The 25,551-nt window shown below is 69.2% G+C and carries 19 protein-coding genes, 1 pseudogene and 1 CRISPR repeat array; of the genes and pseudogenes, 9 read left to right on the top strand and 11 right to left on the bottom strand.

What is annotated here, in order from left to right:
- Window positions 1–21 precede the first annotated feature (21 nt).
- From KOI47_RS27480 to KOI47_RS27470, 3 genes are read left to right on the top strand one after another with little or no spacing between them, the layout of a single operon-like run.
- Window positions 22–1,101 (top strand): alpha/beta fold hydrolase, encoded by a 1,080-nt coding sequence (locus KOI47_RS27480; RefSeq protein WP_216209306.1) that lies wholly within the window; start codon window positions 22–24, stop codon window positions 1,099–1,101.
- A gap of 58 nt (window positions 1,102–1,159) precedes the next feature.
- Window positions 1,160–2,149, top strand: a complete 990-nt coding sequence (locus tag KOI47_RS27475) for a LysR family transcriptional regulator (protein WP_216209303.1) — start codon at window positions 1,160–1,162, stop codon at window positions 2,147–2,149.
- Window positions 2,150–2,153: 4 nt separating this feature from the next.
- The gene (locus KOI47_RS27470; protein ID WP_216209302.1) at window positions 2,154–2,534 is read left to right on the top strand and encodes a hypothetical protein; all 381 of its coding nucleotides are present in this window, start codon (window positions 2,154–2,156) and stop codon (window positions 2,532–2,534) included.
- A gap of 10 nt (window positions 2,535–2,544) precedes the next feature.
- Here the strand turns inward: KOI47_RS27470 and KOI47_RS27465 are convergent, their stop codons facing one another.
- Both KOI47_RS27465 and KOI47_RS27460 read right to left on the bottom strand, forming a co-directional pair.
- On the bottom strand, window positions 2,545–3,384 hold the full coding sequence (locus KOI47_RS27465) for a peptidoglycan-binding domain-containing protein (RefSeq protein WP_216209299.1): 840 nt from the start codon (window positions 3,382–3,384) through the stop codon (window positions 2,545–2,547).
- Window positions 3,385–3,510: 126 nt separating this feature from the next.
- Window positions 3,511–5,736 (bottom strand): excinuclease ABC subunit UvrA, encoded by a 2,226-nt coding sequence (locus tag KOI47_RS27460; protein ID WP_216209297.1) that lies wholly within the window; start codon window positions 5,734–5,736, stop codon window positions 3,511–3,513.
- A 63-nt stretch (window positions 5,737–5,799) separates the two neighbouring features.
- On the opposite strand from KOI47_RS27460, the gene KOI47_RS27455 reads away from it, so the two are divergent.
- A complete protein-coding gene (locus KOI47_RS27455; protein WP_232376293.1) occupies window positions 5,800–6,789 on the top strand; it encodes a helix-turn-helix transcriptional regulator in 990 nt (329 codons plus the stop codon).
- 18 nt (window positions 6,790–6,807) lie between these two features.
- Here KOI47_RS27455 and KOI47_RS27450 read toward each other — a convergent pair whose 3' ends face one another.
- Together KOI47_RS27450 and KOI47_RS27445 are read right to left on the bottom strand one after the other, a co-directional pair.
- Entirely contained in the window at window positions 6,808–7,287 is a 480-nt protein-coding gene (locus KOI47_RS27450; RefSeq protein WP_216209295.1) for a hypothetical protein, read from the bottom strand.
- The gene (locus KOI47_RS27445; RefSeq protein WP_232376292.1) at window positions 7,284–8,549 is read right to left on the bottom strand and encodes a hypothetical protein; all 1,266 of its coding nucleotides are present in this window, start codon (window positions 8,547–8,549) and stop codon (window positions 7,284–7,286) included. The genes KOI47_RS27450 and KOI47_RS27445 overlap by 4 nt, the downstream gene beginning before the upstream one ends.
- Before the next feature lie 273 nt (window positions 8,550–8,822).
- Between KOI47_RS27445 and KOI47_RS27440 the strand changes: the two are divergent.
- Window positions 8,823–10,000 (top strand): annotated as a pseudogene (locus KOI47_RS27440) (IS30 family transposase).
- A 696-nt stretch (window positions 10,001–10,696) separates the two neighbouring features.
- On the opposite strand, the gene KOI47_RS27435 reads toward KOI47_RS27440, so the two are convergent.
- Window positions 10,697–11,911, bottom strand: coding sequence for a helix-turn-helix domain-containing protein (locus KOI47_RS27435; protein WP_216209293.1), 1,215 nt, complete (start codon window positions 11,909–11,911; stop codon window positions 10,697–10,699).
- 30 nt (window positions 11,912–11,941) lie between these two features.
- Complete coding sequence (locus tag KOI47_RS27430; RefSeq protein ID WP_216209291.1) at window positions 11,942–12,430, bottom strand: NUDIX domain-containing protein; 489 nt, start codon at window positions 12,428–12,430, stop codon at window positions 11,942–11,944.
- A gap of 1,025 nt (window positions 12,431–13,455) precedes the next feature.
- Between KOI47_RS27430 and KOI47_RS27425 the strand changes: the two genes are divergently transcribed.
- A complete protein-coding gene (locus KOI47_RS27425; protein WP_216209289.1) occupies window positions 13,456–14,004 on the top strand; it encodes a DUF1062 domain-containing protein in 549 nt (182 codons plus the stop codon).
- Between the two features lie 56 nt (window positions 14,005–14,060).
- Here the strand turns inward: KOI47_RS27425 and KOI47_RS27420 are convergent, their stop codons facing one another.
- The gene (locus KOI47_RS27420) at window positions 14,061–15,035 is read right to left on the bottom strand and encodes a zinc-binding dehydrogenase (protein WP_216209287.1); all 975 of its coding nucleotides are present in this window, start codon (window positions 15,033–15,035) and stop codon (window positions 14,061–14,063) included.
- An 82-nt stretch (window positions 15,036–15,117) separates the two neighbouring features.
- On the opposite strand from KOI47_RS27420, the gene KOI47_RS27415 reads away from it, so the two are divergent.
- Complete coding sequence (locus KOI47_RS27415) at window positions 15,118–15,765, top strand: TetR/AcrR family transcriptional regulator (protein WP_232376291.1); 648 nt, start codon at window positions 15,118–15,120, stop codon at window positions 15,763–15,765.
- Window positions 15,766–15,930: 165 nt separating this feature from the next.
- A CRISPR array of direct repeats spans window positions 15,931–16,448; the repeat unit is 29 nt; unit sequence GTGCTCCCCGCACGCGCGGGGATGGTCCC.
- A gap of 70 nt (window positions 16,449–16,518) precedes the next feature.
- Here the strand turns inward: KOI47_RS27415 and KOI47_RS27410 are convergent.
- The 3 genes from KOI47_RS27410 to KOI47_RS27400 all read right to left on the bottom strand — a co-directional run bounded on the left by KOI47_RS27410 (window position 16,519) and on the right by KOI47_RS27400 (window position 20,384).
- Window positions 16,519–17,724 (bottom strand): acyl-CoA dehydrogenase family protein, encoded by a 1,206-nt coding sequence (locus KOI47_RS27410; protein ID WP_216209283.1) that lies wholly within the window; start codon window positions 17,722–17,724, stop codon window positions 16,519–16,521.
- A gap of 34 nt (window positions 17,725–17,758) precedes the next feature.
- Window positions 17,759–19,054, bottom strand: a complete 1,296-nt coding sequence (locus KOI47_RS27405; protein ID WP_216217590.1) for an acyl-CoA dehydrogenase family protein — start codon at window positions 19,052–19,054, stop codon at window positions 17,759–17,761.
- Between the two features lie 130 nt (window positions 19,055–19,184).
- The gene (locus KOI47_RS27400) at window positions 19,185–20,384 is read right to left on the bottom strand and encodes a TetR/AcrR family transcriptional regulator (protein WP_216217589.1); all 1,200 of its coding nucleotides are present in this window, start codon (window positions 20,382–20,384) and stop codon (window positions 19,185–19,187) included.
- Between the two features lie 133 nt (window positions 20,385–20,517).
- Here KOI47_RS27400 and KOI47_RS27395 point away from each other — a divergent pair, with 133 nt between their 5' ends.
- Complete coding sequence (locus KOI47_RS27395) at window positions 20,518–21,729, top strand: acetyl-CoA C-acetyltransferase (protein ID WP_216209281.1); 1,212 nt, start codon at window positions 20,518–20,520, stop codon at window positions 21,727–21,729.
- Window positions 21,730–21,741: 12 nt separating this feature from the next.
- The gene (locus tag KOI47_RS27390; RefSeq protein WP_216209279.1) at window positions 21,742–23,913 is read left to right on the top strand and encodes a 3-hydroxyacyl-CoA dehydrogenase NAD-binding domain-containing protein; all 2,172 of its coding nucleotides are present in this window, start codon (window positions 21,742–21,744) and stop codon (window positions 23,911–23,913) included.
- 71 nt (window positions 23,914–23,984) lie between these two features.
- Here the strand turns inward: KOI47_RS27390 and KOI47_RS27385 are convergent, their stop codons facing one another.
- Complete coding sequence (locus KOI47_RS27385; RefSeq protein WP_216209277.1) at window positions 23,985–25,538, bottom strand: acetolactate synthase large subunit; 1,554 nt, start codon at window positions 25,536–25,538, stop codon at window positions 23,985–23,987.
- Window positions 25,539–25,551: the final 13 nt, after the last annotated feature.

Raw genomic sequence — 25,551 nt, 5'->3', positions numbered from 1 at the left:
CGCGATCGAGGAGGCGGGGTCATGGCATCACCACCGGCGCGGTTCGCCGCGGCTACGGCCAATGTCGTTGGCAAGGTGTTCCAGGGTGGGGTGGCCGACCTGCGGCCGATGCCAAGGGTGCTGATCGACCAGGGCCCGAACCGGTCGGTGTACCGGATGGCCTCGGCGGGCTCCGCGCCTGCCGGGCCGCCGGTGCTGCTGGTTCCGCCGCTGGCCGCGCCCGCGCTGTGCTTCGACCTGCGGCGTGGGTGCAGCCTCGCCGAGCATCTCGTGGCCTGCGGACGGCGGACCTACCTGCTGGACTACGGCAACGTCGCCTTCTCCGACCGCAGGCTGGGCGTGGAGCACTGGATCGACGAGGTGCTGCCGCGGGCGATTCGCGCGGTCAGCGAGGACTCCGGTGGGCAGCGGGTGCACCTGGTCGCCTGGTGCCTCGGCGGCATTTTCTCGCTGCTGGCCACGGCCGACCAGCCGGAACTGCCGGTGGACTCGGTCGCCAGCGTGGCCGCGCCTTTCGACTTCACCGCGATCCCGCTGGTGGCGCCACTGCGGCCACTGGTCGACCTCACCGGCGGTCACCTGCTGACGCCGTTCTACCGGATGCTCGGCGGCGCACCGTCCTATCTGGTCAGCAGGGTGTTCCGGATCACCGGGCTGAACAAGGAGCTCACCAAACCGCTTGCCATCCTGAAGAATCTGGACGACCGGGACTTCCTGGCCCAGATCGAGGCGGTCGATCACTTCATGGACAACATGATCGCCTATCCCGGCCGCACCTTCGGGCAGCTCTACCACCGGTTCTTCCGGGCCAACGATCTCGCGGAGGGCACGGTGGACCTCGGTGGCCGGATCATCTCGCTGTCCGGGGTCAAGGTGCCGACCCTGGTGATCGCGGGGGAGGGCGACGGGATCGCGCCACGCCCCGCCGTGGAGCGGCTGGTGGACCTGCTGGAGAACGCGCCGTCGGTGCGGTTCGAGGTCGCGCCCGGCGGGCACCTCGGCGTGCTCACCGGGCGCAGGGCGCGCGGTACGACCTGGCGCTACCTCGACGAGTTCCTCGCCGAGCAGGCTGCACGCACCCCGGAGCCGCCCCGGGGGTGAATACCCCGGACTTTCGTCGCTGTTGGGCCACCCACCCGAAGGGGTATCAAGGGTGGTTATGGCTGAGCTGGAACTCAGGCACCTGCGAACCCTGTGCGCGATCGCGGAGACCGGCAGCCTCACCAAGGCCGCTGCCCGTCTCGGACTCACCCAGCCCGCACTGAGTGCGCAGCTGCGGTCGGTGGAGCGGATCGTCGGCGGGCTGCTGTTCGAGCGGAAGCCGACCGGCAGCGAGCTGACCGATCTCGGCAAGCACGTGGTCAGCACGGCGCGGGTGGTGCTGGACGATGTGGACCAGCTGGTGGACCTCGCCAGGGACCGGGCGCGGGGCCCCGATCGAGGGCCGCTGCTGGTCGGCTCCATCCCCACGCTGTTCCTTGGCAGCCTGGTCTCGGAGCTGCGTTCCCGGTTCGCCGGGATCCAGGTGCGCACCAATATCGTCCGCTCGTCGGCGCAGCTGCTGGACGACCTCATCGCGGGCAGGCTGCACCTGGCCATACTGGAGCGGTTCGAGGGGCTGGAACGCAGGGAGATCCGGGGCGTCGAGATGCGCACCCTGGTCAGCGAGCCACAGTTCATCGCGGTGCCCGCGAACGATCCGCTGGCCGAGCAGGACGTGATCGACCTGCGCGACCTGGCAGGCATGGACTGGGTCACTCCGCCGCCGGAGCAGGACGGCCTGCGCATGCTGCTGCACACGGTCTGCGCCGCGGCCGGTTTCACCCCGCGTCGCACGCACCACACCACCGAGAGCAGCACGGCGTGGTCCCTGGTCGCGCAGGGAGCCGCCTGTTTCGCCGACCCAGCGACCCCGAGCACGGCCGAGGTCGCCATCCGCCCGCTGAGCGGCCCGCCGATCCTGGTGCCGCTGCTGGTGGCCACCCGGCAGAGCGGCCTGCTGGGCGGTCGGGCGCAGGACGTCTACGCCTGCGCGGCCAGGGCGTACATGTCGATCGTGGACCTGAACCCGGACTACGCCCGCTGGTGGGCGGAGCATCCGCGGGCCCATGCGGAGCTGGACGCGGCCCTGCGGGTGCAGGCAGGGTAGCCGGATGCCGGTGTCATCGAAGGACCGCGAGCGCTGCAGGGCGTTTCTGCGCGAGGGCGACAACATCCGTTACCTGCTCCTCGGCACGGCCATCTGGCTCGGGGTCGGGCCGGCGCGGGCCCAGTTCTACGTCGTGGTCACCGACAACGAGGTGGTCGTGATCAACCGCAGCTGGTTCGGCGGCAGGCCGAAGACTTTGTGGAACCGCTATCCGCGGCGGATCCGGCTGGGTCCGGTTTCCGAGCAGCCCTCCATCGGGCCGATGATCACGCTGGGCAGTCTGCACCTGGAGATCAACGACGAGTTCGTCTCGGTGGTGCGGGCCGCCGACGCGGAGGTCACCGAGGAGGAGGTCCTGCCACCGGATCCCCTGCCGGATCTCTGAGGCCGCAGGCTCAGCGGCGCTGGTACTCCTCCCAGGTCACCTTCGGGGTGACCACCGGGCCGTCGTCCGGCGCGCGGTTGGCCAGCCCGTTGTAGCCGAGGTAGTAGTCGCCGGCCTGGTGCTGCGCGGCCGGGGACTGGTCGGTGTCGGCCAGCGCGATCGCGTGGATGTGATAGCCCCACGGCCCCTGGGACGGGGTGCGCACCCAGGCCGCGAACCCGACCTGGCGCAGCTTCCTGGCGACATCGGTGCGGGTGCCCGCGCTCATCCCCGCCACCGAGATGTCCAGCGCGCCGCCGCCGTCGTGGGTCCCGGCCGAACCGCCGACGCCGCCGGGGTTGTACGAACCCTGGGTGATGCCGAGCTGCCTTCCGAGCAGCCGTTCGGCTTCGACCAGCATCGCCTTGGTGCGGCTGTTCATCAGGGCGCCGTGGTAGGTCACCCTGCCGCCGGGGTCGAGCGCGTTGCCGACCGTGTACCGCGACTCGCCCAGCTTGCGCAGCGAGGTCTGCCCCGGCAGCCCGGATGCGGCGAGCCCGGTGTAGCCCAGCGAACGCTGGTACGCCGCGTAGGCCGAGATCGTCGCGGTGCCGAAGTGGCCGTCCACGTACTGGCCTTCCAGCAGGTTCCTGGCGTCCAGGGCCCGCTCCACCAGCAGCACGCTGTCCTTTGCGCCTGGGGTGAGCGTGGTGTCCGGCCTGCGCGGGTCGATCTGCGCCGCCTTGATCACCGCCTCCATGTTCGCCGTCGGCAGCGCGACGGGCGTGGCCTGCGCAGGTACCGCCACGGCAACCGCCGACATGGCGGCCGCCGCGGTCAGCACGGCGCCCCTGGTGATCCTCGTCCTCATGGCTGTCCTCCACTGTTCGAGTGCTCCGAGTGCACAGTGGAGTCCAGCCTGGCCGGTCCGGGTACAAGCCCCGTACAACTGCTGTGAGTGGCCCGTTCCCTGAATTTTTCGCAGGGAACGGGCCACTCACAGCAGTCGGCGCAGGTACTCGGCGGTGATCGAGTGCGGGTCGGTCGCCAGGTCGGCGGGTGGTCCGGTGAACATCACCCGGCCGCCGTGCTGGCCGGCCTCCGGGCCGATGTCGATCACCCAGTCGGCGCGGCGCACCACGTCCAGGTTGTGCTCAACGACCACCACGGTGTTCCCGGCGTCCACCAGCCGGTCCAGGATCCCGCCCAGCCTGCCGATATCGGCGGGGTGCAGCCCGGTGGTCGGCTCGTCCAGCACGTACAGCCCGCCCTCGGGCCTGTTGCGTAGTTCGCCTGCCAGCTTGAGCCGCTGCGCCTCGCCACCGGACAGCGTGCTCAGCGGCTGGCCGAGGGCGAGGTAACCGAGGCCGACATCGGCGAGTGCGGTCAGCGTCGGCGTGATCGCGGGGTCCTCGAACACCGGCCGTGCCTGCGTCACCGTCAGGTCGAGCACGTCGGCGATCGAGTAGCCGTCCACTGTGTACTTCAGTACCTCCTCGGTGAATCGCCTGCCGTGACAGGTATCGCACACCGCGGCGACACCCTCCATGAAGGCGAGGTCGGTGTACACGACGCCGAGGCCGCGGCAGTCCGGGCAGGCGCCCCGGGAGTTGGCGCTGAACAGCGCGGCGCTGACCCCGCCGGCGCGGGCGAACATCCGGCGGATCGGGTCGGCGATCCCGGTGTAGGTGAGGATGGTGGACCGCCTGCTGGTCGCGATCGGCGACTGGTCGACCACCGTGCCGGGGTGCTGTTCGAGCAGCACGGCGACCAGGCTGCTCTTGCCGGACCCGGCGACCCCGGTGATCGCGGTGAGCACCCCGGTCGGCACCTCCACGTCGAGATCGCGCAGGTTGTGCCTGCTGGCGCCGGTCACCCGCAGCCGGCCCGCCGGTGGCCGCGGGTCGGTACGCGGCTCCGTCCTGGCCCGCATGGCGCGACCGGTCACCGTGTCCGCCCTGGCCAGCCCGGCGACATCGCCATGGAACACCACCTCACCGCCCGCGCTGCCCGCCCCGGGGCCGAGATCGATGACGTGGTCGGCGATCGCCACCACATCCGGGTCGTGCTCGACCACCAGGATCGTGTTCCCCTTGTACCGCAGGCTGCGCAGCAGGGCGGTCAGCCGCTCGACATCGCGCGGGTGCAGCCCGATCGAGGGTTCGTCGAACACGTACAGCATCTCGGTGAGGCTGCTGCCGAGGTGGCGCACCATCTTGATCCGTTGCGACTCCCCTCCGGACAGCGTGCTGGTGGCACGTGCGAGGTCGAGGTAACCCAGGCCGATGCCCTGCACGGCTTCGAGGCGTTCCACCAGGCTGTCCACCACCGGCTTCGTTGCCGGTTCGGTCACCGTACGGACCACCGGGATGAGGTCGGCGAGCTCCATCCGGGTGCACTCGGTGATCGTGTACCCGGCCACCCGCGCCGAGCGCGCGGCCTCGTGCAGCCGCTCGCCGCCGCAGTCCGGGCACACCACGGAGGTGGTGAACCGGTCGATGACGGCCTGTTTGCGGGCGGACATCTCGCCCTCGGCGTGCAGGTAGATGCGGGTGAAATGCTCCAGCAGCCCTTCCTGCTTGCCCGGTACCCCGTGGATCAGCGCCTCCCGCAGCCGTGCGGGCCAGGCGCGCAGCGGGGTCGCCGGATCGAAGAGACCGCTGTCCGCGTACTGCCGGTACCAGTACTTCTTGGTGTTCGCCTTGTTCCCGAAACCCGGCAGCAGGATCGCCCCGTCCTCCAGGGACCGGTCGAGGTCCAGAAAGGAATCAATGTCCGGGGTCACCACCCTGCCGATCCCGGAGCAGCGCGGGCACATCCCGGCCGGGTCGTTGAACGAGAACGCGGTCGACTCGCCGACGTACGGCTCGCTCGCGCGGGAGAACAGCAGCCGCAGCAGGGTGTAGATATCGGTGATCGTGCCGACCGTCGAGCGGGCGTTCCCGCCGAGCCTGCGCTGGTTGATCACCACCACCGGGGAAAGGTCCTCGATCAGGTCCACCTCGGGCCTGCCGTAGCTCGGCAGCCGGTTGCGGACGAACGGGGGAAAGGTCTCGTTCAGCTGCCGCTGCGCCTCCGCCGCGATCGTGTCGAACACCAGCGAGGTCTTGCCCGATCCGGACACCCCGGTGAACGCCGTGATCGCCCGCCGGGGAACCGTCAGGTCGAGGTTCTTCAGGTTGTGCTGGCGTGCCCCGGTGATGCGGATGTGCTCGTGTGTCATAGCGCGAAGGTACGAACAGTAGTGGCCACATAATGACCACTACTTCTGGCACCCTGGGAGATTGTGACCACACCGAACACCCCGAGCACGCGCATGCTGGAGCTGCTTTCCCTGCTCCAGGACGGCCGGGCCTGGCCTGCGGCCGAGCTGGTGGACCGCCTCGGCACCTCGCCGCGCACCCTGCGCCGGGACCTGGACCGGCTCCGCGAACTGGGCTACCCGGTGTCGTCCACCCGGGGTCCCGGCGGCAGCTACCGGTTGGTCGCGGGCCGGGCGATGCCCCCGTTGCTGCTGACCGACGACGAGGCCGTGGCCACCATCATCGGCCTGCGTTTCGCCGCCCACGCGCAGGCCGACGGCACGGACGGCACGGACCGGGCCGCCGAGGGCGCGCTGCGCAAACTGGAGCAGGTGCTGCCCTCCCGGCTGCGGCACCGGCTGCGGGCGGTCTCGGCCTCGATCGACCTGGTCACCCGCAACGCGCGACCACTGGACCTGCGCACCCTGGAACTGCTCGGCACCGCCGCGCATACCCACCAGCACGTCCGCTTCGACTACACCAGCAGGCAGGGCACGCGCACCGAACGGCAGGTCGAGCCCTACCGCCAGGTGCTGCTCGGGCGTCGCTGGTACCTGCTCGGCTGGGACCGCGACCGGGCGGACTGGCGGACGTTCCGGCTCGATCGGATCTCCGGCCTCACCGTGCCCGGCACCACGTTCACCCCGCGCGAGCTGCCGCCCGAGGGACCGGTGAGCTTCGTGCAGGACAGCGCTCGCTACCCGATCACCAGGCACCAGGGCGTGGTCCGGTTCGCCGCCCCGCTCGCCGTGGTCTCCGAGCGGCTGATCCCGGAGGCGGGCGCGCTGGAGGCCATCGACGAGCACAGCTGCCGCTTCGTCACCGCACCCGACTCCTGGGAGTGGCTCGCCATCACCCTGCCCATGGTCGGCGTCCCCTACACCATCGAGGGACCGCCGGAACTGATCGAGCGCTCAAAGGAACTCGCCGACCGGATCAGCCGCGCGGCCTCCTCGGCACCAAGGAGCCGTTGAGCACGCGGAGCCACGGCTTCAGTCTCGCTCCGCGCCATCCGGCCAGACCACGGTGACAGGCACCCCTCGTGCCTCCGCGGCTGCCACGACATCGGCCGTGCCGCCGTACCCCCGTGCCGGTTTGCCGTCCCACACGGCGAGCAGTTCGTCCGCTTCCTCGACCATCCGCTCACTCGCGTCCTGATGCGACTCCGAGGTCGACTCGACGTGATCGAGCCGGATCACGTCGGCTGCTTGGCCGATCAGCTCGTCGTACACCTCGTGGTGTTCGGCCGGCAGCCCGTCCCGATAGCGTTCGGCGGGAACCACCGCGATCAGCTTGCCGCCAGTATCGAGCAGGGCGCCGGCGAAGAGCGTGTCCGCCCCGTCCGCGAGGCAGGACAAGCCAACAAGGTCCTCGTCGGTGCGCTGGGCCAGCTCGGCGCGTAACGCATCATCGACCAGCCGCATGGTCTCCTCGGGCAGCCCGCGATGCCCCGTGATCGCCAGCCGGGTCATTCCATCCCCTCCGTGTCGTAGAGCGAGGCCAGCGCTCCATCGAGCTTGCTGGCCTCGGCCGTGCGAGCAGGCATCGCGGCTCGCACCTCCCGCGCACGTGCCACGATCCGCTCGGAGCCGTATTCGTGACCGACGCGCAAGGCCGCGACCGCGAGCCGGCAGCTCTCGCCGACCAGTCCCGCCGAGGCCAGGAGCCGTGCCTGGCCGAGTTGTGCGAGCGCGCGTGGCTTGGGTCCGATCAGCGCTGGCTCAGCCGCCTCGTACGCGCTGGTAGCGGCGCGCAGGTCCCCGAGTCGGGCGAGTGCGGCGGCCTGATACCGCGCTGCCTTGGCCTGGTCGAAGGTGAACATCCACGGCCAATGCGGTTCGGTGCGGCGACGGTTGGTCAACTTCTCGGCGCTGCGCAACGCGGCCAGAGTGGCGTTATGGTCGCCGCGAGTCGCGTGAGCGACCGCCTGTAGCGAGGTCAACCAGGCCCTGGCGGTGTCGGGCGCCGCCTTGTCGAGTTGGGCCGCCGCCCGGTCGAGTAGCGAGACGCCCTGTTTGGCGTGCCCGGCCTCCACCGCGAACTGGCCGAGGCTCGCTGTCATGTAAGAGCCCAGTAACGGATGATGGGCCCGCCCGGCATGACTGACCGCATCGGCGTACCGGCGCCGAGCCATCGCGTTGTCACCGCGATCGACCGCCAGCCATGCGGACAGTCCCGCGATCTCAGCGAGTACACCGAATCCGGTCGAGGTGCGCACCGTGGTGGTGACGATCGTGGTGGTGAGCTGGTGGTGTGCTTCGACGGCCGGGGCCAGCTGTTTGGACGATACGGTCGATTCCATGCGCCGGTAGTGGGCGGTCGGGCCGGACACCGCGACCGCGAGATCACCCGGGTCGTCCGCAGCGGCGGGGAAGTAACGCGCGACGACGATGCCCGCGCTCGTGCCGAGCGCCGTTCGTAAGAATCGCTTGCGGTCCACGTCGTCCGGATTACCACGTCGGGGTCGCACGAATCCCAGCTCGGCATCGGTTGCCACATCGAGAATCGCGCGGAGTGCAGCTCGATAGTACGCCGCGGGCCAGCGGATGACTCCTCGTTCCCACTTGCCGATGTGGTTGGCGTCGACCGCGGTGACCTTGCCGTCGAAGGCGCGAAACACCTGGGCGTTGACCGCCTCCGCCAGCTCCTGGCGGCTCATCGGCTCGCCCGGTGACGAAGGAGACTCCAGGCACAGCCGGGCTCGGCGTAGCAAGTCGCTGGCTTCCTTCGGCACGCGGTGGGTCCCTTCGCTGGCTGGTGCGGAGTGTAACCAGTCAAACACCGAACATGGAATCGCGAACTCTCCCTGAAGCCTCCCTTTGCGCTCCGCCCTGCAAGCCGTGTACGAGCGCATTCGCCCCGGCGACCCTGGACGCATGAGCCGTCGAAGCCGTCGTTGCCCGCCGTCGCAGTTTGTGCCGCTGCGGTGTCGGTTCCGGCTGAATACTGACCCCCTGGTTCCGCTTGGGTTCCAGTGCTTGTCGCAACACTCCTGGTAGAAGAGGGCGTGCTGATGGCGAGGCGTGGAGCGAAGCGGCGGCTGGATCTTGAGTCGCGGTACTGGCAGTTGATCCTGTCGGGGTAGGGACGGTCGAGGCGTGCCAGATCATCGGGATCGGCCGTAAGACCGGCTACCGCTGGCGGGCGGAGAACGGCGGGCTCCCACCTGCGTTGGTCGCCGAGGAGGCCCGTTCGAGCCGATATCTGTCCCGGTCCGAACGGCAGCGGATCGCCACCCTGCGGGCCCAGAAACTGTCGATCCGGGAGATCGCGCGGCGGATTTGCCGTCACGCTTCCACGGTCAGCCGGGAGCTGCGCCGCAACGTCCGGCCGCATGATCAAGGGCGCTACGACGCTGACCTGGCGCATTCCCGGGCCCGGCAACGTGCGCGTCGGCCGCGCCAGGCTCGGTTGATCCAGGATTCGCAGCTGCGGGCGGCCGTGCAGGCGAAGCTTGAGCTGGAGTGGAGTCCCGAGCAGATCGCCAACTATCTGCGGTCCGCTTTCCCTGATCACGCCAGCTGGCACGTGTGCCACGAAACGATCTACCAAGCGCTCTACCACGGTGGCAAGGGCGGTCTGAGCCGCCGGCTCACGCAGCGTCTGCGTACCGGCCGGGCGTTGCGCAAGCGTCGCCGCCGCGCTGATCAGCGACGGAGCCGGTTCGTCGCGCCCACTCTGCTGATCGAGCACCGCCCGGCGGCGGCCCACGAGCGGACCCGCGTTGGTGATTGGGAAGGTGACCTCATCGTGGGCCGCGGCAACCAGTCGGCCATCGCCACCCTTGTCGACCGCTCCAGCCGCCTCCTGCGTCTGGTTCACCTGCCCGGCAACCGCGGCGCCGACACGGTCCGCGACGCCCTGATCGCTGTCCTGGGCGCCCTTCCCGAAGCAGCGCGACTGACGTTGACCTGGGACCAAGGATCCGAAATGGCCTACCACGAACAGATCGCACCGCTGCTGCGTGAAGGTGTGTTCTTCGCGCACCCAGGAAGTCCATGGCAGCGCGGCACGAACGAGAACACGAATGGCTTGCTGCGCCAGTACTTTCCCAAACGCACCGACCTCGCGATCCATACGCCCGAGCACCTCGGCATGGTCGAGCACAAGCTCAACCACCGGCCACGCAAGACACTCGGATGGCGGACACCCGCCGAGGTCTTCCACAACGCCGTGGCATCATAGACCCCGTCACCGTTGCGACGACCGCTCGAATTCGCCCTGGAACCCAAGCGGACCAGGCGGGTCACGATTCGACCGGCGTTGACACTGCGGGCGAGCGATGCCGAGATCGCCGGGTGGTCACGGCTGACGCGGGAGGCTCGCACCTGTTGGTATTGCCAGTCGATCTATCCGACCGCCGAGCACGCCACGCGGTGCGAGCAGTTCCATGAGGCGTCGAACGGTGACCGGGCGAATGGGACACGCCGGTGATCCCGCGTCGGGACCGACCGTTGCTGGTCTTGGTCCTGCTCGCCCTCGCCTTGTCGCTGGTGCAGTCGATCGCCTTCTCGGTGGGCTGGTGGTGCGGCTGCTGACCTCTGGACTGCTGCCGGTCTCGTTTCCCTCGGAGCCTGCAGCACGGGTCCCGGCGCTTCCTCCGCACTCCTTGCGCGCCGGGGCCCACTCTATGGCGGGCTGGTTCTGTCGCCTCGGCTACACTCGGCGCGAAGTGACGCTGAAGGGTGTTTCGGTCCGCATCGTCGCTGTTCAGGAAGTGTGCTCCCCGCGCACGCGGGGATGGCCCGGGTCACCGGGTTGCGGCGGCGCCGTCAGGAACGTGCTCCCCGCGCACGCGGGGATGGCCCCGTCATACTCCGTTTCCTGTGGTGGAGCAGCTGTCGGGCGGACCCCCGGACAGGCCCAGCTTCGAGATATCGGTCAGCCCACGACGCCGTAGTGTTTGGCCAGGGTCGAGAACTCGGTGCCCCTACGTCGGGGTGCACGCTCGACGAGCTGGCGCATGACGGTTTCGCCGAGTGGTTGGTACCGCACCCAGTCCGGCGCGAGATCACGCGCCTCGGCGAGGAAGAAGACGGCACGCCGGTCCTGCCGAAGGTCAAGGGCCGCTGTGGCGAGCCGCAACCGGTGACCAGCCTCCCAGAACGCGGGAACCTCACCCCGTGCTTTCGGTACCGCGTCGGCCAGGTGTAAAGCCTGCTCTGGATCACCAGCCCTGGCTACGCTGTCGATCTGCTGGAGAGTAGCGACGCGGGGACCAAAGATCGCGGCTTCGTTGGAGGTGTCCTTTGTTGCTCGGATGGCGGCGCCGTGTGCTTCAGTGAGCAGGTCCGTGGCTTGCGCGACACGTCGACCCAGCAAGGCCGCGGTCGCGGCGTTGAACAGCAGGTTGCCGAATACGCCGGCACGGGCCGGGTCGCGGTCGAGCATCCCTGGTTGGATCCGCTCCGCGGTGGTCACCGCGACCCGTTCGGCTTCCTCGAGTCGTCCCTGCCTTACCAAGGTCCATGCGAGGTACCGCAGCGAGATGGCGGTTTCGATCTCGGGGGCGTCGGAGTGACGAGCGGCGTTTACCGCACGCTCCGCTGCCGACCAAGCGAGATCGCTCAGCCCCATGCGGCCAGCCATTCCACTACCCACCCGGTAGGCCGTGGACAGCACGCGATACGCGCCTGCCTTCTCCTCGTCGGTGGCGACCTGTACCAGACGCCGTGCGTCGGCCAGCACGGCTGGGAGCATGTGGAGGAGTCTCTCGTGCCGACCGTCGACATAGGCACGCCAGGCGCTGTGCGCTGCTTGAGCCAGGTGAGGTAGGGGCACCAGATCGGCGGTATCTGCGAACTCGTCGAGGCCCGGAATGCCGCCGCTCGTCGTGATGGCATGTCGTAGCTGCGACGCGTCAAGATCGGCAGGATGGCGGGCGGGTTCGTATCCGAGCAAACTCTCCACAGAGACACCCAGCGCGGCGGCGAGCTTGCCCAAGGTGGCTGGTCGGCTGGTTGCTCGAGTTCCTTGCTCTATCCGAGCGACGGTGTCGACGCTGATCGATGCGGCCTCTGCCAACTGTTCCTGAGACAGGTCCTGAGCCTTGCGGATACGGGCAAGGTTCTCAGACAGAGGCCGACTGACCGTCATGGGTTCTCCTATGACCTGTACACAGCCCGCTTATCCTGCCACGCGCTTGCCGTTTTCGCACAGCGCCAACTCCCCACTGTCGGCGGCTTCGATGGCTACAGCCAGACGCGCCGCGAGTGTCGGCTTCACCATCATTGTGACTTCATCGAGTGTGTGTAGCCGGGCCGACAGAATCTCAGGATCGGTGAGCGTTAACTCGCTCACCTCGGCTTCGGAGATCTGGCCACCGTCGAAAATAAACGCGACACCCTCAGGCATTCGCCCATCCGTCGATACGTAGTCGATGACGAGCAAACGGCCGAGTGGTCGGTCAATGCCAATCTCTTCACGCACCTCACGAAGCGCCGTCGTCCACGGCGCCTCCCGAGCGTCGACCGCTCCACCGGGGATGTCCCAGTGCGGCTTGTAGGAGGGCTCGATCAGCAGAACGCGAGATCGGGTGTCCAGGAACAAAACTCCGGCGGACATCCGCTTGCGGTTGAGCGAGGCCACGTACTGGTCGAACGGCAGGAGATCCACATGCCGAGGCTACCTCCTCGGCTTCTGGGCGTGAACGGCATAGAAGCCGCATGCCGTTCCTGTCAAACCCTGGTTTTGGTCGCTGTTCGCGCAGGTCACCGACCTTGACGATGTGGTCATGGACAACGATGGTGGACGTGCGGACCGGGCAACCGCCAGGGGTGACGGTGACGGGCACACCGACGTGCTGCTGGCGTCTGATCGGTGGCGTGGGGGATCGGCATGAGCCGTCGAAGCCGTCGTTGCCCGCCGTCGCAGTTTGTGCCGCTGCGGGCGAGCGATGCCGAGATCGCCGGGTGGCCGCGGCTGACGCGGGAGGCCCGCACCTGCTGGCATTGCCAGTCGATCTATCCGACCGCCGAGCACGCCACGCGGTGCGAGCAGTTCCACGAGGCACCGAATGGTGACCGGGCGAATGGGACACGGCGGTGATCCCGCGTCGGGACCGCCCGTTGCTGGTGCTGGTCCTGCTCGCCCTGGCCTTGTCGCTGGTGCAGTCGATCGCCTTCTCGATGGGTTGGTGGTGCGGCTGCTGACCTCTGGACTGCTGCCGGTCCCACTTCCCCTGGTACCGGCAGCATGGGCCCCGGCGCTTCCTTCGCACTCCTTGCGCGCCGGGGCCCACTCGGTGGAGGGCTGGTTCCGTTTCCTCGGCTACACTCGCCACGAAGTGAAGTAGAAACGGTGTTTCGGTCCGCATCGTCGCAGTTCAGGAAGTGTGCTCCCCGCGCACGCGGGGATGGTCCGGCCTTGTCACCGGCGTCCGGGCTGGCCGCGTAGTGCTCCCCGCGCATGCGGGGAGGGTTGGTGCCTGAGCCGCCGAACGGAAACCTGGCGGTGAGGTACTCGAAAAACCGGTGGAGCGGCAATCGGTGTGTCGCTACCGTGCTACCGAGCCAAGTCGCCTAGTCAAGGACGTGCCGTTGTACACCAAGTGAGACCTCCTGAGCGCTGATTTGTCGCGCGTCGCGTATGCGAACGCGTTCCTTTTGCTGCGGATTTCTCACTGAACAGGTGTACTTTCTGTGCTCGAAAACTGGGTAGTCGAACCCGTCTGTCTGCCGCTCGTTCGTCGCCGGTGCCACGTGTGCGCATCCGAGCGCTTCCGGACAAGCGGCAAGTTTCGCGTCAACGCAAACCACAAGCTCATCGACGTCTGGCTCCTCGCGCTCTGTTCCGCTTGCGGGGAGACCACAAAGCTCACGGTCATGGAGCGGATCACTGTGCGCTCCATCCGACCTGAGTTGCTGGACCGGCTGCATGACAACGACCCTGGCCTGGCGGCCGAGTTGCTCGAGGATCCGGTCTTTCGGCGCCGCAATCGCATCGCCCTCGACTGGGACAATGCCTGGCGTCTCGATACCGGCGGAACGGATGGCCTGGACCGTGAGGTGATCGACGTCGCGGTCCGCTTCGCGGCGCAGATCCCGGTCCGGCCGGTGCGACTGATCGCTGAAGGCTGCGGCCTGTCGCGGGCAGAGGTCGAGAGACTGATCGCGAGCGGGAACCTCGTTTCGTCAGTCCGGCTACGTGGCAAGGTCTCCAGCGATTTCACTTTCATACTCAAGCGCTGAGTCCTCCTCGGGACCGTGGGACTGTCCGGCGGATCCGCTGGACAGGCCCACGGCCGTCACGTCCCCGATGGCGTGAGCACGATTCTGCCCAGCACCTCGCCTGCTTCCATTTTCTGGTGGGCCAGCACGGCCTGCTCCAGGGGCAGCACCTCGTGCACCACTGCTTCCAGCTCGCCGCGACCCGCGGCAGCGAACAGTTCGGCGGCCGCGGCGCGTTGGTCGGGCGCGGGCACGGTGTCGGCGCTGAAGGTCGCGAACGACATCGACTTCCGGAAGGCCGCGACCATCTCCTTGCCGAAGTCCGCGGGCGGCCAGCCGGCGACAGCGCCGACGGCCACCATACGGCCGTTCGGGTTGAGCCTGGCGAAGAACGAAGGCAGGTCGGCGCCTGCGACGATGTCGATGCTGACGTCGTAGCCCGCGGGAGCGTCCCCTGCGCCCGCACCGGCGCGGTCCAGCACGTGCGTCGCGCCGAGCTTGCGCAGGCGGTCGCCACGCTCGGCCGAAGAGGTGGTGACCGCCACCGCACTGGCACCGGCCCGAGCCGCGAGCTGGACCGTCATCGTGCCGATGCCGCCGGCCGCGCCGCGCACCAGCACCGATTCCCCGCGAGTGAAGTGGGCGTGGCGCAGCGCAAAATGCGCCACGATGCCGGAGCTACCGAGCGTCACCGCGTCCACGGCCGACATGGCCGCGGGAAGGGGGACAAGTGTGGAGGCCGAGGCGAGGACGTGTTCGGCGTAGCCGCCGCCTGCCGCGCCGGTGAACGCCCACACCCGCTGGCCGGCCCATACCGGGTCGACGCCGTCGCCGACCGCGGCCACGGTACCCGCGACCTCGTTGCCGAGGATGTCACCGTGCGTGTAGCCGTAGGCGGCCAGGGCGCCACTGCGGATCAGGGTGTCGACACCGCCGACGCCGATCGCCTCAGTAGTGACCAGCACCTGCCCTTCGGCGGGACTGGGGTCGGGGCGGTCGACGACCGCGAGGACCTCGGGACCTCCGAGGGCCTGGACCATCACTGCCTTCACTGGCGTCTCCGTGTTCTGTTCGATGGGGACTGGCCAGCGGAACGTAACGGACGCCGCCGTCCGTTTAGCTAAAGTGAGAGCGGTGACCCATCGTTTGCCTCACACCCTGCGCTCCGACGCCAGGGACAACCGCGAACGCATTCTCGACGCGGCTCGCGTGGTGTTCGCCACCGAGGGCTTGAACGTGCCGATGCGGGAGATCGCCCGGCGCGCCGACGTGGGCCCGGCCACCGTCTACCGTCATTTCCCGACCAAGGAGATGCTGGTCACCGAGGCGTTCACCGATCAGATGCTCGCCTGTCAGGCCATCGTGGAGGAGGGGCTTGCCGACCCGGATCCATGGCACGGATTCTGCGTCGTGATCGAGAAGCTCTGTGAGCTGCAGGCGTGCGATCAGGGCTTCACCGCGGCCTTCATGTCCACCTTCCCGCACGCGATCGACTTCGCCGCGGTCCGCACCTCCTCGCTGACCTCCGCCGCCGAACTGACCCGCCGCGCCAAGGGCACCGGTCGCCTGCGCCCCGATGCCGTCGTGGACGACATCGTCCTCATGATCATGGCCAACAGCGGCATTCACGCGAGTACACCGGCGGCACGAGTCGCGGCCTCCCGACGCTTCGCCGCGCTCATGATCCAAGCGTTCCAAGCCTCACCCGTGTCCTCGCCGCTACCACCAGTGCCCAGGTTGACGCCCGTGATGTCGGTACCTTCTGCCCAGACCGGCAGGTGAAACGCATGGTGATCGAGGTCGAGTACCAGACCTGCGGCAGGGTGACCGAGCGCTTCTTGCGCGTCGGAGTCCATACGAAGGCGGCTGACCCCGCTGCTTCGACTACACTCGCCACGAAGTGAAGTAGAAACAGTGTTTCGGTTTGCATCCTCGCAGCTCAGGAAGTGTCTCCCCGCACGCGCGGGGATGGTCCCCGGTGACGGCTACGCCACTCCTCCTCGCCGCGGTGCTCCCCGCACGCGCGGGGATGGTCCTCACCCGGCCAACAGGAACCTCCGCATACCCCCGTGCTCCCCGCACGCGCGGGGATGGTCCCCGGCGGACGGCCTCGATCGAGGGTTTGGTGTAGTGCTCCCCGCACGCGCGGGGATGGTCCGGCCAAGCTGGCGGACCCGCACCACACGGACAAGTGCTCCCCGCACGCGCGGGGATGGTCCCACAAACGGTACGTGGGCGCGGGTCAACGTGGCGTGCTCCCCGCACGCGCGGGGATGGTCCCGGATCAGACGGAGGTCGTAGCCATGGCCGTGCGTGCTCCCCGCACGCGCGGGGATGGTCCCTGCTGCGGGGCGACCAAGAACCCGCCCTCAGGGGTGCTCCCCGCACGCGCGGGGATGGTCCCGGGATAAGGCGGCGGACCTTGTTGACGAAGTCGTGCTCCCCGCACGCGCGGGGATGATGGTGCCTGGCTTGCGTCCGGACGACTAGGCCGGGCAGGGGAGCGGTCACCCTGCCCGGCGGCCCCCTGCCGGTCTACTTCAGCTCGGCGCTGGTCTTGTTCAGCACCTTCCGCGCCACGATGAGCTGCTGGATCTGTTGCGTGCCCTCGAAAATGTCCAGGATCTTGGCGTCCCGGCTCCACTTCTCCAGCAGGGAGTCCTCTGTGTAGCCGAGGGTTCCGGTCAGCTCCACGCAACGCAGGGTGATGTCCACAACGGATCGTCCCGCCTTCGCCTTGGCCATCGATGCCTCCAGCGAGTTGGGCTTGCGGTTGTCCGCCATCCAGGCCGACTCCAGGGTCAGCAGGTAGGCCGCCTCGTAGTCGGCCTCCAGCTGCAGGTACGCGGCCGCGGCGGCGTGCTGGCTGTTGGCAGGCTTGTCGTAGTCGACCACGATCCCGGCCTCGGCGAGGATCCGCTCGGTCTCCTCCAGCGCGGCCTTGGCCACTCCGATACCCATCGCGGCCACCAGCGGGCGGGTGTTGTCGAAGGTCTGCATGACCCCGGCGAAACCCTTCTGGGTGTCGATCTCCGGGGTGCCGAGCAGGTTCTCCTTGGGCACGCGGCATTCCTCGAACCGCAGCACGGCCGTGTCCGAGGCGCGGATGCCGAGCTTGTGCTCCAGCCGGACCACCTCGAAGCCGGGGGTGCCCTTCTCCACCACGAACGACTTGATCGCGGCCCGGCCCTTGCTCCGGTCCAGGCTCGCCCACACCACCACGGCGTCCGCGCGCTGGCCCGCGGTGACGAAGATCTTCTCGCCGTTGAGCACGTACTCGTCCCCGTCCAGCCGGGCGGTGGCGGTGATCGCCGCCGAGTCCGAGCCGCAGCCCGGTTCGGTGATAGCCATCGCCGCCCACACATTGGCGAACCGCTTGGACTGCTCCTCGTCGGCGACCGAGGCGATCGCCGCGTTGCCGAGTCCCTGCCGCGGCATGGACAGCAGCAGCGCCACATCGCCCCAGCACATCTCGATGGTGCCGAGCACGGTGTTCAGGTTCGCACCGTTGCGGTTGCCCTTGCTGCCGTCATCGTCCCTGCGCACGCCGGAGGCACCCGCGCCGCCCTCGCCGGAGGAGTTCAGGCCGTCCAGCAGCGCGGCGAACATGTCCAGTTCGGACGGATAGGCGTGCTCGGCGCGGTCGTACTTGCGGGAGATCGGCCGGAACACCTCGGCCGCGGCCTGCCGTGCCTGGTTGAGCAGCGCGCCGGCCTTCTTCGGGGTTTCCAGGTTGATCATGAGAGTGGCCTTTCACGAAGGGGGAGCCGGTGGCTCAGAGCAGGACGATGCCTTCCATGACGCCGATGGCGCGCAGGTCGCGGTACCACCGCTCGACCGGGTGTTCCTTGATGAAGCCGTGCCCGCCGAGCAACTGCACCCCGGTGCTGCCGATCCACATTCCCTTGTCGGTCGCCAGCTTCCGCGCCAGCGCCACCTCGCGGGCGTAGGGCTTGCCCTGCTCGGCCCGCGCGGCCGCGCGCAGCATCACCAGCCGCATGCCCTCGAGTTCGATCGCGATATCGGCCACCTGGAAGGCAACGCCCTGCCGGTGGCTCACCGGCTCGCCGAAAGCCTCCCGCTCGTTCACGTACGGAACCACGTAGTCGAGCACCGCCTTCGCGGTACCGGCCGCCAGCGCCGACCAGCCCAGCCGGGACAGCCGCACCACATCCGCGAACACCTCGGGCTTGCCGCCACCCAGCAGTGCCCCACCGGGCAGGGACACGTTCTCCAGGTGCAGCCTGCCGGTGGCCGCACCGCGCAGGCCCATCGCGGGCTCGGCCTCGATGCTCACCCCGGCCTGCGAGGACTCCACCAGGAACAACGCGGGCCCGCGCCCCTCCAGGTTGGCCGAGACGATGAACAGCTCGGCCTCGGCCGCCCGCGGCACCAGCGACTTCACCCCGTCCAGCTGGTAGCCCTTCGGGGTGCGGCGCGCCCGCGCGGCCGGCTTGAACGGGTCGAACAGCGGCGCCTTCTCTTGCAGCGCCAGTGCGGCGGCAGGCACGTTCTCGCCGACGAAGGCAGGCAGGTAGTTCGCCTGCTGCTCCTCGTCACCCCACTGCACCAGCGCATTACTCACCCCGGCCGGCGCCAGCACGGAGACGGCCAGGCCGAGGTCACCGTGCGCCAGCGCCTCGGCGACCAGCGCACCGGTCACCACCGATCGCTCGCTGCCGACCCCGCCGAGTTCCTCGGGCACCCCCACCAGGGTCACGCCCAGCTCGGCCGCCCTGGTCAGCAGGCCGTCCGGGGCCTGCAGTTTGGCGTCCGCGTCGGCCGCGGCAGGCCGCAGCTGCTCGGCGGCGAACTCGGTGACCGTCTCCAGGATGAGCTGCTGGTCCTCGGTGGGGGTCAGGTCGAACAGTCCTGCGTCGCCCGCAGGCGCCTGCCGCACCGGCTTGCCGAGCCGCTGCGCGGACTTGAACGACCTGGCCGCGGCGCCCGCTACCCGGAACCCGTTCCGCGTGGCGGAGGACACCAGCTGCTCGACCGGCTTGCGCAAGCCCACCCGGTCGATCGCCTTGACACTCGCCAGCTTGGTGAGCGCGGCAAGGCCCAGCCCCATGGCGTCCCGTTTCCTCTGCGGCGCAACCATCGTCGCGTCTCCCCTCAGCCGACCTCGGCCTCGTGTACCTACTCACGAGTAGGTTAGCTCGTGTGCCGGGTGGGCGCCAGTAGCGGGGGTCGGTAAGCGATCAGTCGATGCCGAGTACGGCGGTCATCATCCGCACCAGCTCGGCCGGCAGCTGCGGCCTGCCGTTCACCCTGCGGGTGCGGGTCAGGTCATTGGCGATGGTCAGCGCGGCGTGCACCGTGATCTTCGCCGCACGGGCCTCCAGCTCGGGCCGGACGGTGGTGAGCAGCCGGACCCACTGGGCCACGTAGTCGCGCTGGATCCGCACCAGTTCGGCCCGGTCGCGTTCGTCCACGTACAGCGGCCCGCCGGTGAACGAGACGGTCAGCTCGGCCGAACCGGTCAGGGTGTGCACATACGACTCGGTGAGCCTGCGCAGCGCCTCCCGCTCGTCCGGCGGGGCGCTGGTGCGCAGGGCGTACTCCGCCCCCAGGGTCAGCCGTTCGGCCGCACGCTGGCAGATCGCCGTGAGCAGGCTGGCCTTGCTGGAGAAATGCCGGTACACGCTCGGCCCGGCGATCCCGGCGGCGGCCCCGATGTCCTCCATGCTGACGGCGTGGAACCCGCGCTGCTGGAACAACTCGGTGGCCGCGGCCAGCACCTGCTCGCGACGGGATGGCCTGCCCAGCGCGATCGGCGCGGGGTGCACCGCGGGCGCCGCGGCCGGTTCCGGAAGCCGTACCCGCAGCACTCGATGGGCCAGCTCGACCAGCAGGTCGGCGAAGCGCCGCTTGGCGATGCCGGTGTGGTGCACCGACACGCTGCCGAACACGCTCATGCCGGCCCAGCAGAGCAGTTCGGCCTCGGGGCCTGCCAGTTCCGGCCGGATCCGCCGCAGCGCGGCCGCCCAGGACCGCAGCACCGCGCTGGAACGGTGCCGGATCTCCCGCTGGTCATCGGCGGAGAGGTGCCGCCCCTCCCAGCGCCACAGCGCCGCGGCCTCGCGCCGTTCGACCGACTTCGCGGCCAGCGTGCGCAGCAGGGCTTCCACCTGCTCGGGGGTCGGTACCTCGGCCGCGTCCAGTGCGGCGGCCGTGGCCTGCTCCATGTCCTCGATCCCGGTCAGCAGCACGTGCGCGAGGATCGCCTGCTTGTCGGCGAAGTGCCGGTACAGCGCGGGCCCGGTGACCCCGGCGGCCGCGGCGATCTCGTTGATACCCACGCCGTGGTAGCCGCGGGCGCGGAACAGCTCGGCGGCGACCGCCGCCAGCTGGCTCTTGCGGTCGCGCGGGCGGCGTACCCGGGTGGCTTGCTGGTGCATACGTGAGCCCACTCTAGCTCCTGTTGACTAGCTGACAACCCGTTGACACCCTGGACACAAGCAGCGTTATGTTAGTGACGATTAGCATCGGAGTCGGCGGAATCCGGGTCCGGCACCAGGAAGGACCTTCTGCGTGAGTAGTGACGCGTTTATCTACGAGGCGATCCGAACGCCTCGGGGCAAGGGAAAGAAGGGGTCGCTGCACGGCATCAAGCCGATCGACCTCGTGGTCGGCCTGATCGAGGAGCTCAAGCAGCGTCACCCCGGCCTCGACCCGGCCGTGATCGACGACATCGTGCTCGGCGTGGTCTCCCCGGTCGGTGACCAGGGCGCCGATATCGCGCGGGCGGCGGCGGTCGCCTCCGGGCTGCCGGACACGGTCGCGGGCGTCCAGCTGAACCGGTTCTGCGCCTCCGGCCTTGAGGCGGTCAACCAGGCCGCACAGAAGGTGCGCGCGGGCTGGGACAAGCTGGTGATCGGCGGTGGCGTCGAGTCGATGTCCCGGGTGCCGATGGGCTCCGACGGCGGCGCGATGTTCCTCGACCCGGCGACGAACTACGACAGCTACTTCGTCCCGCAGGGCATCGGCGCCGACCTGATCGCCACCATCGAGGGCTTCTCAAGGGAGGACGTCGACCGGTTCGCGGTCTCCTCGCAGGACAAGGCCGAGGCGGCCTGGTCCGGCGGGTACTTCACCAAGTCGGTGGTGCCGGTCAAGGACATCAACGGCGTCACCGTGCTCGACCACGACGAGCACCGCAGGCCCGGCTCCACCGTGGAGTCCCTCGGCAAGCTGAACCCGTCCTTCGCCGGGATCGGCGAGATGGGTGGCTTCGACGCCGTGGCGCTGCAGAAGTACCACTCGGTGGAGCAGATCAACCACGTGCACACCCCGGGCAACTCCTCCGGGATCGTGGACGGCGCGGCGCTGGTGCTGGTCGGCAACGAGCAGGTGGGCAAGGACCTCGGGCTTGCCCCGCGGGCACGGGTGGTGGCCAGCGCGGTCACCGGCTCCGACCCCACGATCATGCTCACCGGCCCGACCCCGGCCACCCAGAAGGTGCTGGACACGGCGGGCCTGACCATCGACGACATCGACCTCTTCGAGCTCAACGAGGCCTTCGCCTCCGTGGTGCTGAAGTGGATGAAGGATCTGAAGATCCCCGAGGAGAAGGTCAACGTCAACGGTGGCGCCATCGCCATGGGCCACCCGCTCGGCGCGACCGGCGCGATGATCCTGGGCACCATGGTCGACGAGCTGGAGCGGCGTAACGCCCGGCGCGCGCTGGTGACCCTGTGCATCGGCGGCGGCATGGGCCTGGCCACCATCATCGAGCGGGTCTGAGGGAAGAGAAACATGACTGAAGCCAAGACCATTCGCTGGGAGCAGGACGCCGACGGCATCGTCGTGCTCACCCTCGACGACCCCAAGCAGTCCGCGAACACGATGAACCGCGACTACGCGGAGTCGATGCATGCCATCGTGGAGCGGCTGGAAGCGGAAAAGGACTCGATCACCGGTGTGGTGCTGACCTCGGCGAAGAAGACCTTCTTCGCAGGCGGTGACCTGAACGACCTGATCCAGGCCAAGCCGGAGCAGGCTGCGGAGTTCACCGAGCACCTGAACGCGATCAAGGCCGACCTGCGCAGGCTGGAGACCTTCGGCAAGCCGGTGGTGTCCGCGATCAACGGCGCGGCGCTGGGCGGTGGCCTGGAGATCGCGCTGGCCACCCATCACCGGATCGCCGCGGACGTCAAGGGCAGCCAGATCGGCCTGCCCGAGGTGACCCTGGGCCTGCTGCCGGGTGGCGGCGGCATCGTGCGCACCGTGCGCCTGCTCGGCATCCAGAACGCGGTGATGAACGTGCTGGTGCAGGGGCAGCGGCACCGCCCGCGCAAGGCACTGGAGATCGGCCTGGTACACGAGGTGGTGGACAGCGTCGAGGAGCTGCTGCCGAAGGCCAAGGAGTGGATCAAGGCCAATCCGGAGGCCTCGGTGCAGCCCTGGGACGAGAAGGGCTACAAGATCCCCGGCGGCACCCCGTCCAACCCCTCCTTCGCAGCCAACCTGCCCGCCTTCCCCGCCAACCTGCGCAAGCAGCTGAAGGGCGCGCCGATGCCCGCGCCGCGGGCGATCCTGGCCACCGCGGTGGAGAGCACCCAGGTCGACTTCGAGACGGCGCTGCAGATCGAGTCGCGGTACATGGTCAGCCTCGCGGTCGGGCAGATCTCGAAGAACATGACCAAGGCGTTCTTCTTCGACCTGCAGCACATCAACGACGGCGGGTCGCGGCCGGACGGCTACGAGCCCTACACCGCGAAGAAGGTCGGGGTGCTCGGCGCCGGGATGATGGGCGCCGCGATCGCCTATGTCTCGGCCAAGGCCGGGATCGACGTGGTACTCAAGGACGTCTCCCAGGAGAACGCCGAGAAAGGCAAGGGTTACGCCGTCAAGCTGGAGGAGAAGGCACTCAAGCGCGGCAAGACCACCCAGGAGAAGTCGGACGCGCTGCTGTCCAGGATCAAGCCCACCGCGGATCCCGCCGACTTCGCCGGGGTGGACTTCGTGATCGAGGCCGTCTTCGAGAGCACCGAGCTCAAGCACAAGGTGTTCGGCGAGATCGAGAACATCGTGAACGCGGACGCGGTGCTTGGCTCGAACACCTCCACCCTGCCGATCACCGGCCTTGCCGAGGGCGTGCAGCGGCAGGAGGACTTCATCGGCATCCACTTCTTCTCGCCGGTGGACAAGATGCCGCTGGTGGAGATCATCCGCGGGGAGAAGACCTCGGACGCCACGCTGGCCAAGGTGTTCGACTACACCCTGCAGATCAAGAAGACCCCGATTGTGGTGAACGACAGTCGCGGGTTCTTCACCAGCCGGGTGATCGGCACCTTCATCAACGAGGCGGTGGCCGCGCTGGGCGAAGGCGTCGAGCCGGCCAGCATCGAGCAGGCCGGGCTACAGGCCGGGTACCCGGCGCCGCCGCTGCAGCTGATGGACGAGCTGACGCTGACCCTGCCGCGCAAGATCCGGCAGGAGACCCGGCAGGCCATCGAGGCGGCGGGCGGCACCTGGCAGGCGCACCCCGCCGAGGCGATCATCGACCGGATGATCGACGAGTTCGACCGGAAGGGCCGCTCCTCCGGTGCCGGGTTCTACTCCTACGACGAGGAGGGCCAGCGGGCCGGCCTGTGGGAGGGCCTGCGCGAGGCGTTCAACTCCGGCAGCGGGGATGTTCCGTTCGAGGACCTCAAGGAGCGGATGCTGTTCGCCGAGGCACTGGAGACGGTGAAGTGCTTCGACGAGGGCGTGCTTACCTCGGTGCAGGACGCCAACATCGGGTCGATCTTCGGGATCGGCTTCCCGCCGTGGACCGGTGGGGTCGTGCAGTACATGAACCAGTACGAGGGTGGCCTGCGGGGCTTCGTGGCCCGCGCCCGTGAGCTCGCCGACCGTTACGGCGACCACTTCACCCCGCCGAAGTCGCTGGTGGCCAAGGCGGAAGCCGGCGAACTCTTCGAGTAGCCCTCCGCGGTGAGTGGCCCGTTCACTGCGAAATTCGCAGTGAACGGGCCACTCACAGCAGTCCGGCGGCCCTACAGCAGGGGTGGGACGAGGGCGTCGATCAGGTGCGGGCCGGGTTCGGCCAGTGCACGGGAGAACTGCTCGGCCAGCTCCTCCGCCGTGCCCGCCCGGCTGGCGGGTACGCCCATACCCTCCGCGATCCGCACGAAGTCCAGGTCCGGGCGGGAGAGGTCGAACAGCTCGTTCGCCTTCGGCCCCGAGCTCTCCGCGCCTACCCGCTGCAGCTCCATCCGCAGGATGGCGTAGGCCCGGTTGTTCAGCAGCACGGTGGTGACGTTCAGGTTCTCCCTGGCCTGCGTCCACAGCGCGGACACGGTGTAGAGCGCGCTCCCGTCGGCCTGCAGGTTGATCACCGGCCGGTCCGGTGCGGCGACCGCGGCGCCGGTGGCCACCGGCATGCCCTGGCCGATCGCGCCGCCGGTGAGGGTGAGCACGTCGTGCCGGGGCGCGCCCGCGGTGGCGGCGGGGACGAGCAGCCCGGAGGTGTTGGCCTCGTCGGAGATGATCGCGCCCTCCGGCAGCAGGGCCCCGATGACATCGGCCCAGTTCTGTGGGGTCAGCTCCCCGGACGGCAGCTCGGGCCGCTGCGCCTGCGCCAGGGGCGGCTCGGTGTCCGGGGCGACCTTGGCGGCCAGCTCGGTCAGCGCCGCCACCACGTCCTGCTCGACCCCGGCCAGCGGGTGCACCGCGGCCCCCTCGGGCACCAGGTCGCTGGCCTTGCCGGGGTAGGCGAAGAAGGACACCGGCGAGCGCGCCCCGGCCAGCACCAGGTGCTTGACCCCGTCCAGCTGGTAGGTCACCTGCTCGGCGAGGTAGCCGAGGCGCTCCACGTTCGGCAGCCCGGCGCCGCGCTCGATCCGCCGCGGGAAGGTCTCGGCGAACACCTTCGCCCCGGTCGCCGCGCCGATCGCGGCGGCGGCACGCAGCCCGTCCTCCCGGCAGGCCTGCCCGCCGATCAGCAGCGCCACCGGTTCCCCGCCGCGCAGTAGCTCGGCAGCCGAGGCCACCGCACCGTCCGCGGCGGCCCCTGGCCTGCCGGATGGCGCCGGCGTGCCCACCTGGCCGCCCTCGCCCCAGGACACGTCCGCGGGCAGGATCAGCGTCGCGATCCGCCCTGGTGCCTCCCGCGCCGCGGCGGCCGCCGCGGCCGCGTCCGCACCGACCTCGGCGGCGCTGCCCGATCGGCGCACCCAGCCGTTCAGTGTGCCCGCGACCGCGTCGATATCCGATTCCAGCAGGGCGTCGTACTGCTTGTGGTAGGTCGCGTGGTCACCGACGATGTTGACCATCGGGGTGTGCGCCCGCCGGGCGTTGTGCAGGTTCGCCATCCCGTTGGCAAGGCCGGGCCCGAGGTGCAGCAGGGTGGCCGCAGGCCGGTCCGCGATCCGCGCGTAGCCGTCGGCTGCGCCGGTGACGACCCCCTCGGCCAGGCCGAGCACCCCGCGCATCTCCGGCACGGTGTCCAGGGCCGCCACGAAGTGCATCTCCGAGGTTCCCGGGTTGGTGAAGCACACGTCGACGCCCGCGTCGACGAGCGTGCGGATCAGGGACTGCGCGCCGTTCATGCTGCTCGCTTTC

Source organism: Amycolatopsis aidingensis (assembly GCF_018885265.1).
In the GTDB taxonomy this organism is placed as follows: domain Bacteria; phylum Actinomycetota; class Actinomycetes; order Mycobacteriales; family Pseudonocardiaceae; genus Amycolatopsis; species Amycolatopsis aidingensis.
Note: the sequence above shows the minus strand (reverse complement) of the source record. Positions and strands in the feature narration are given on the sequence as shown.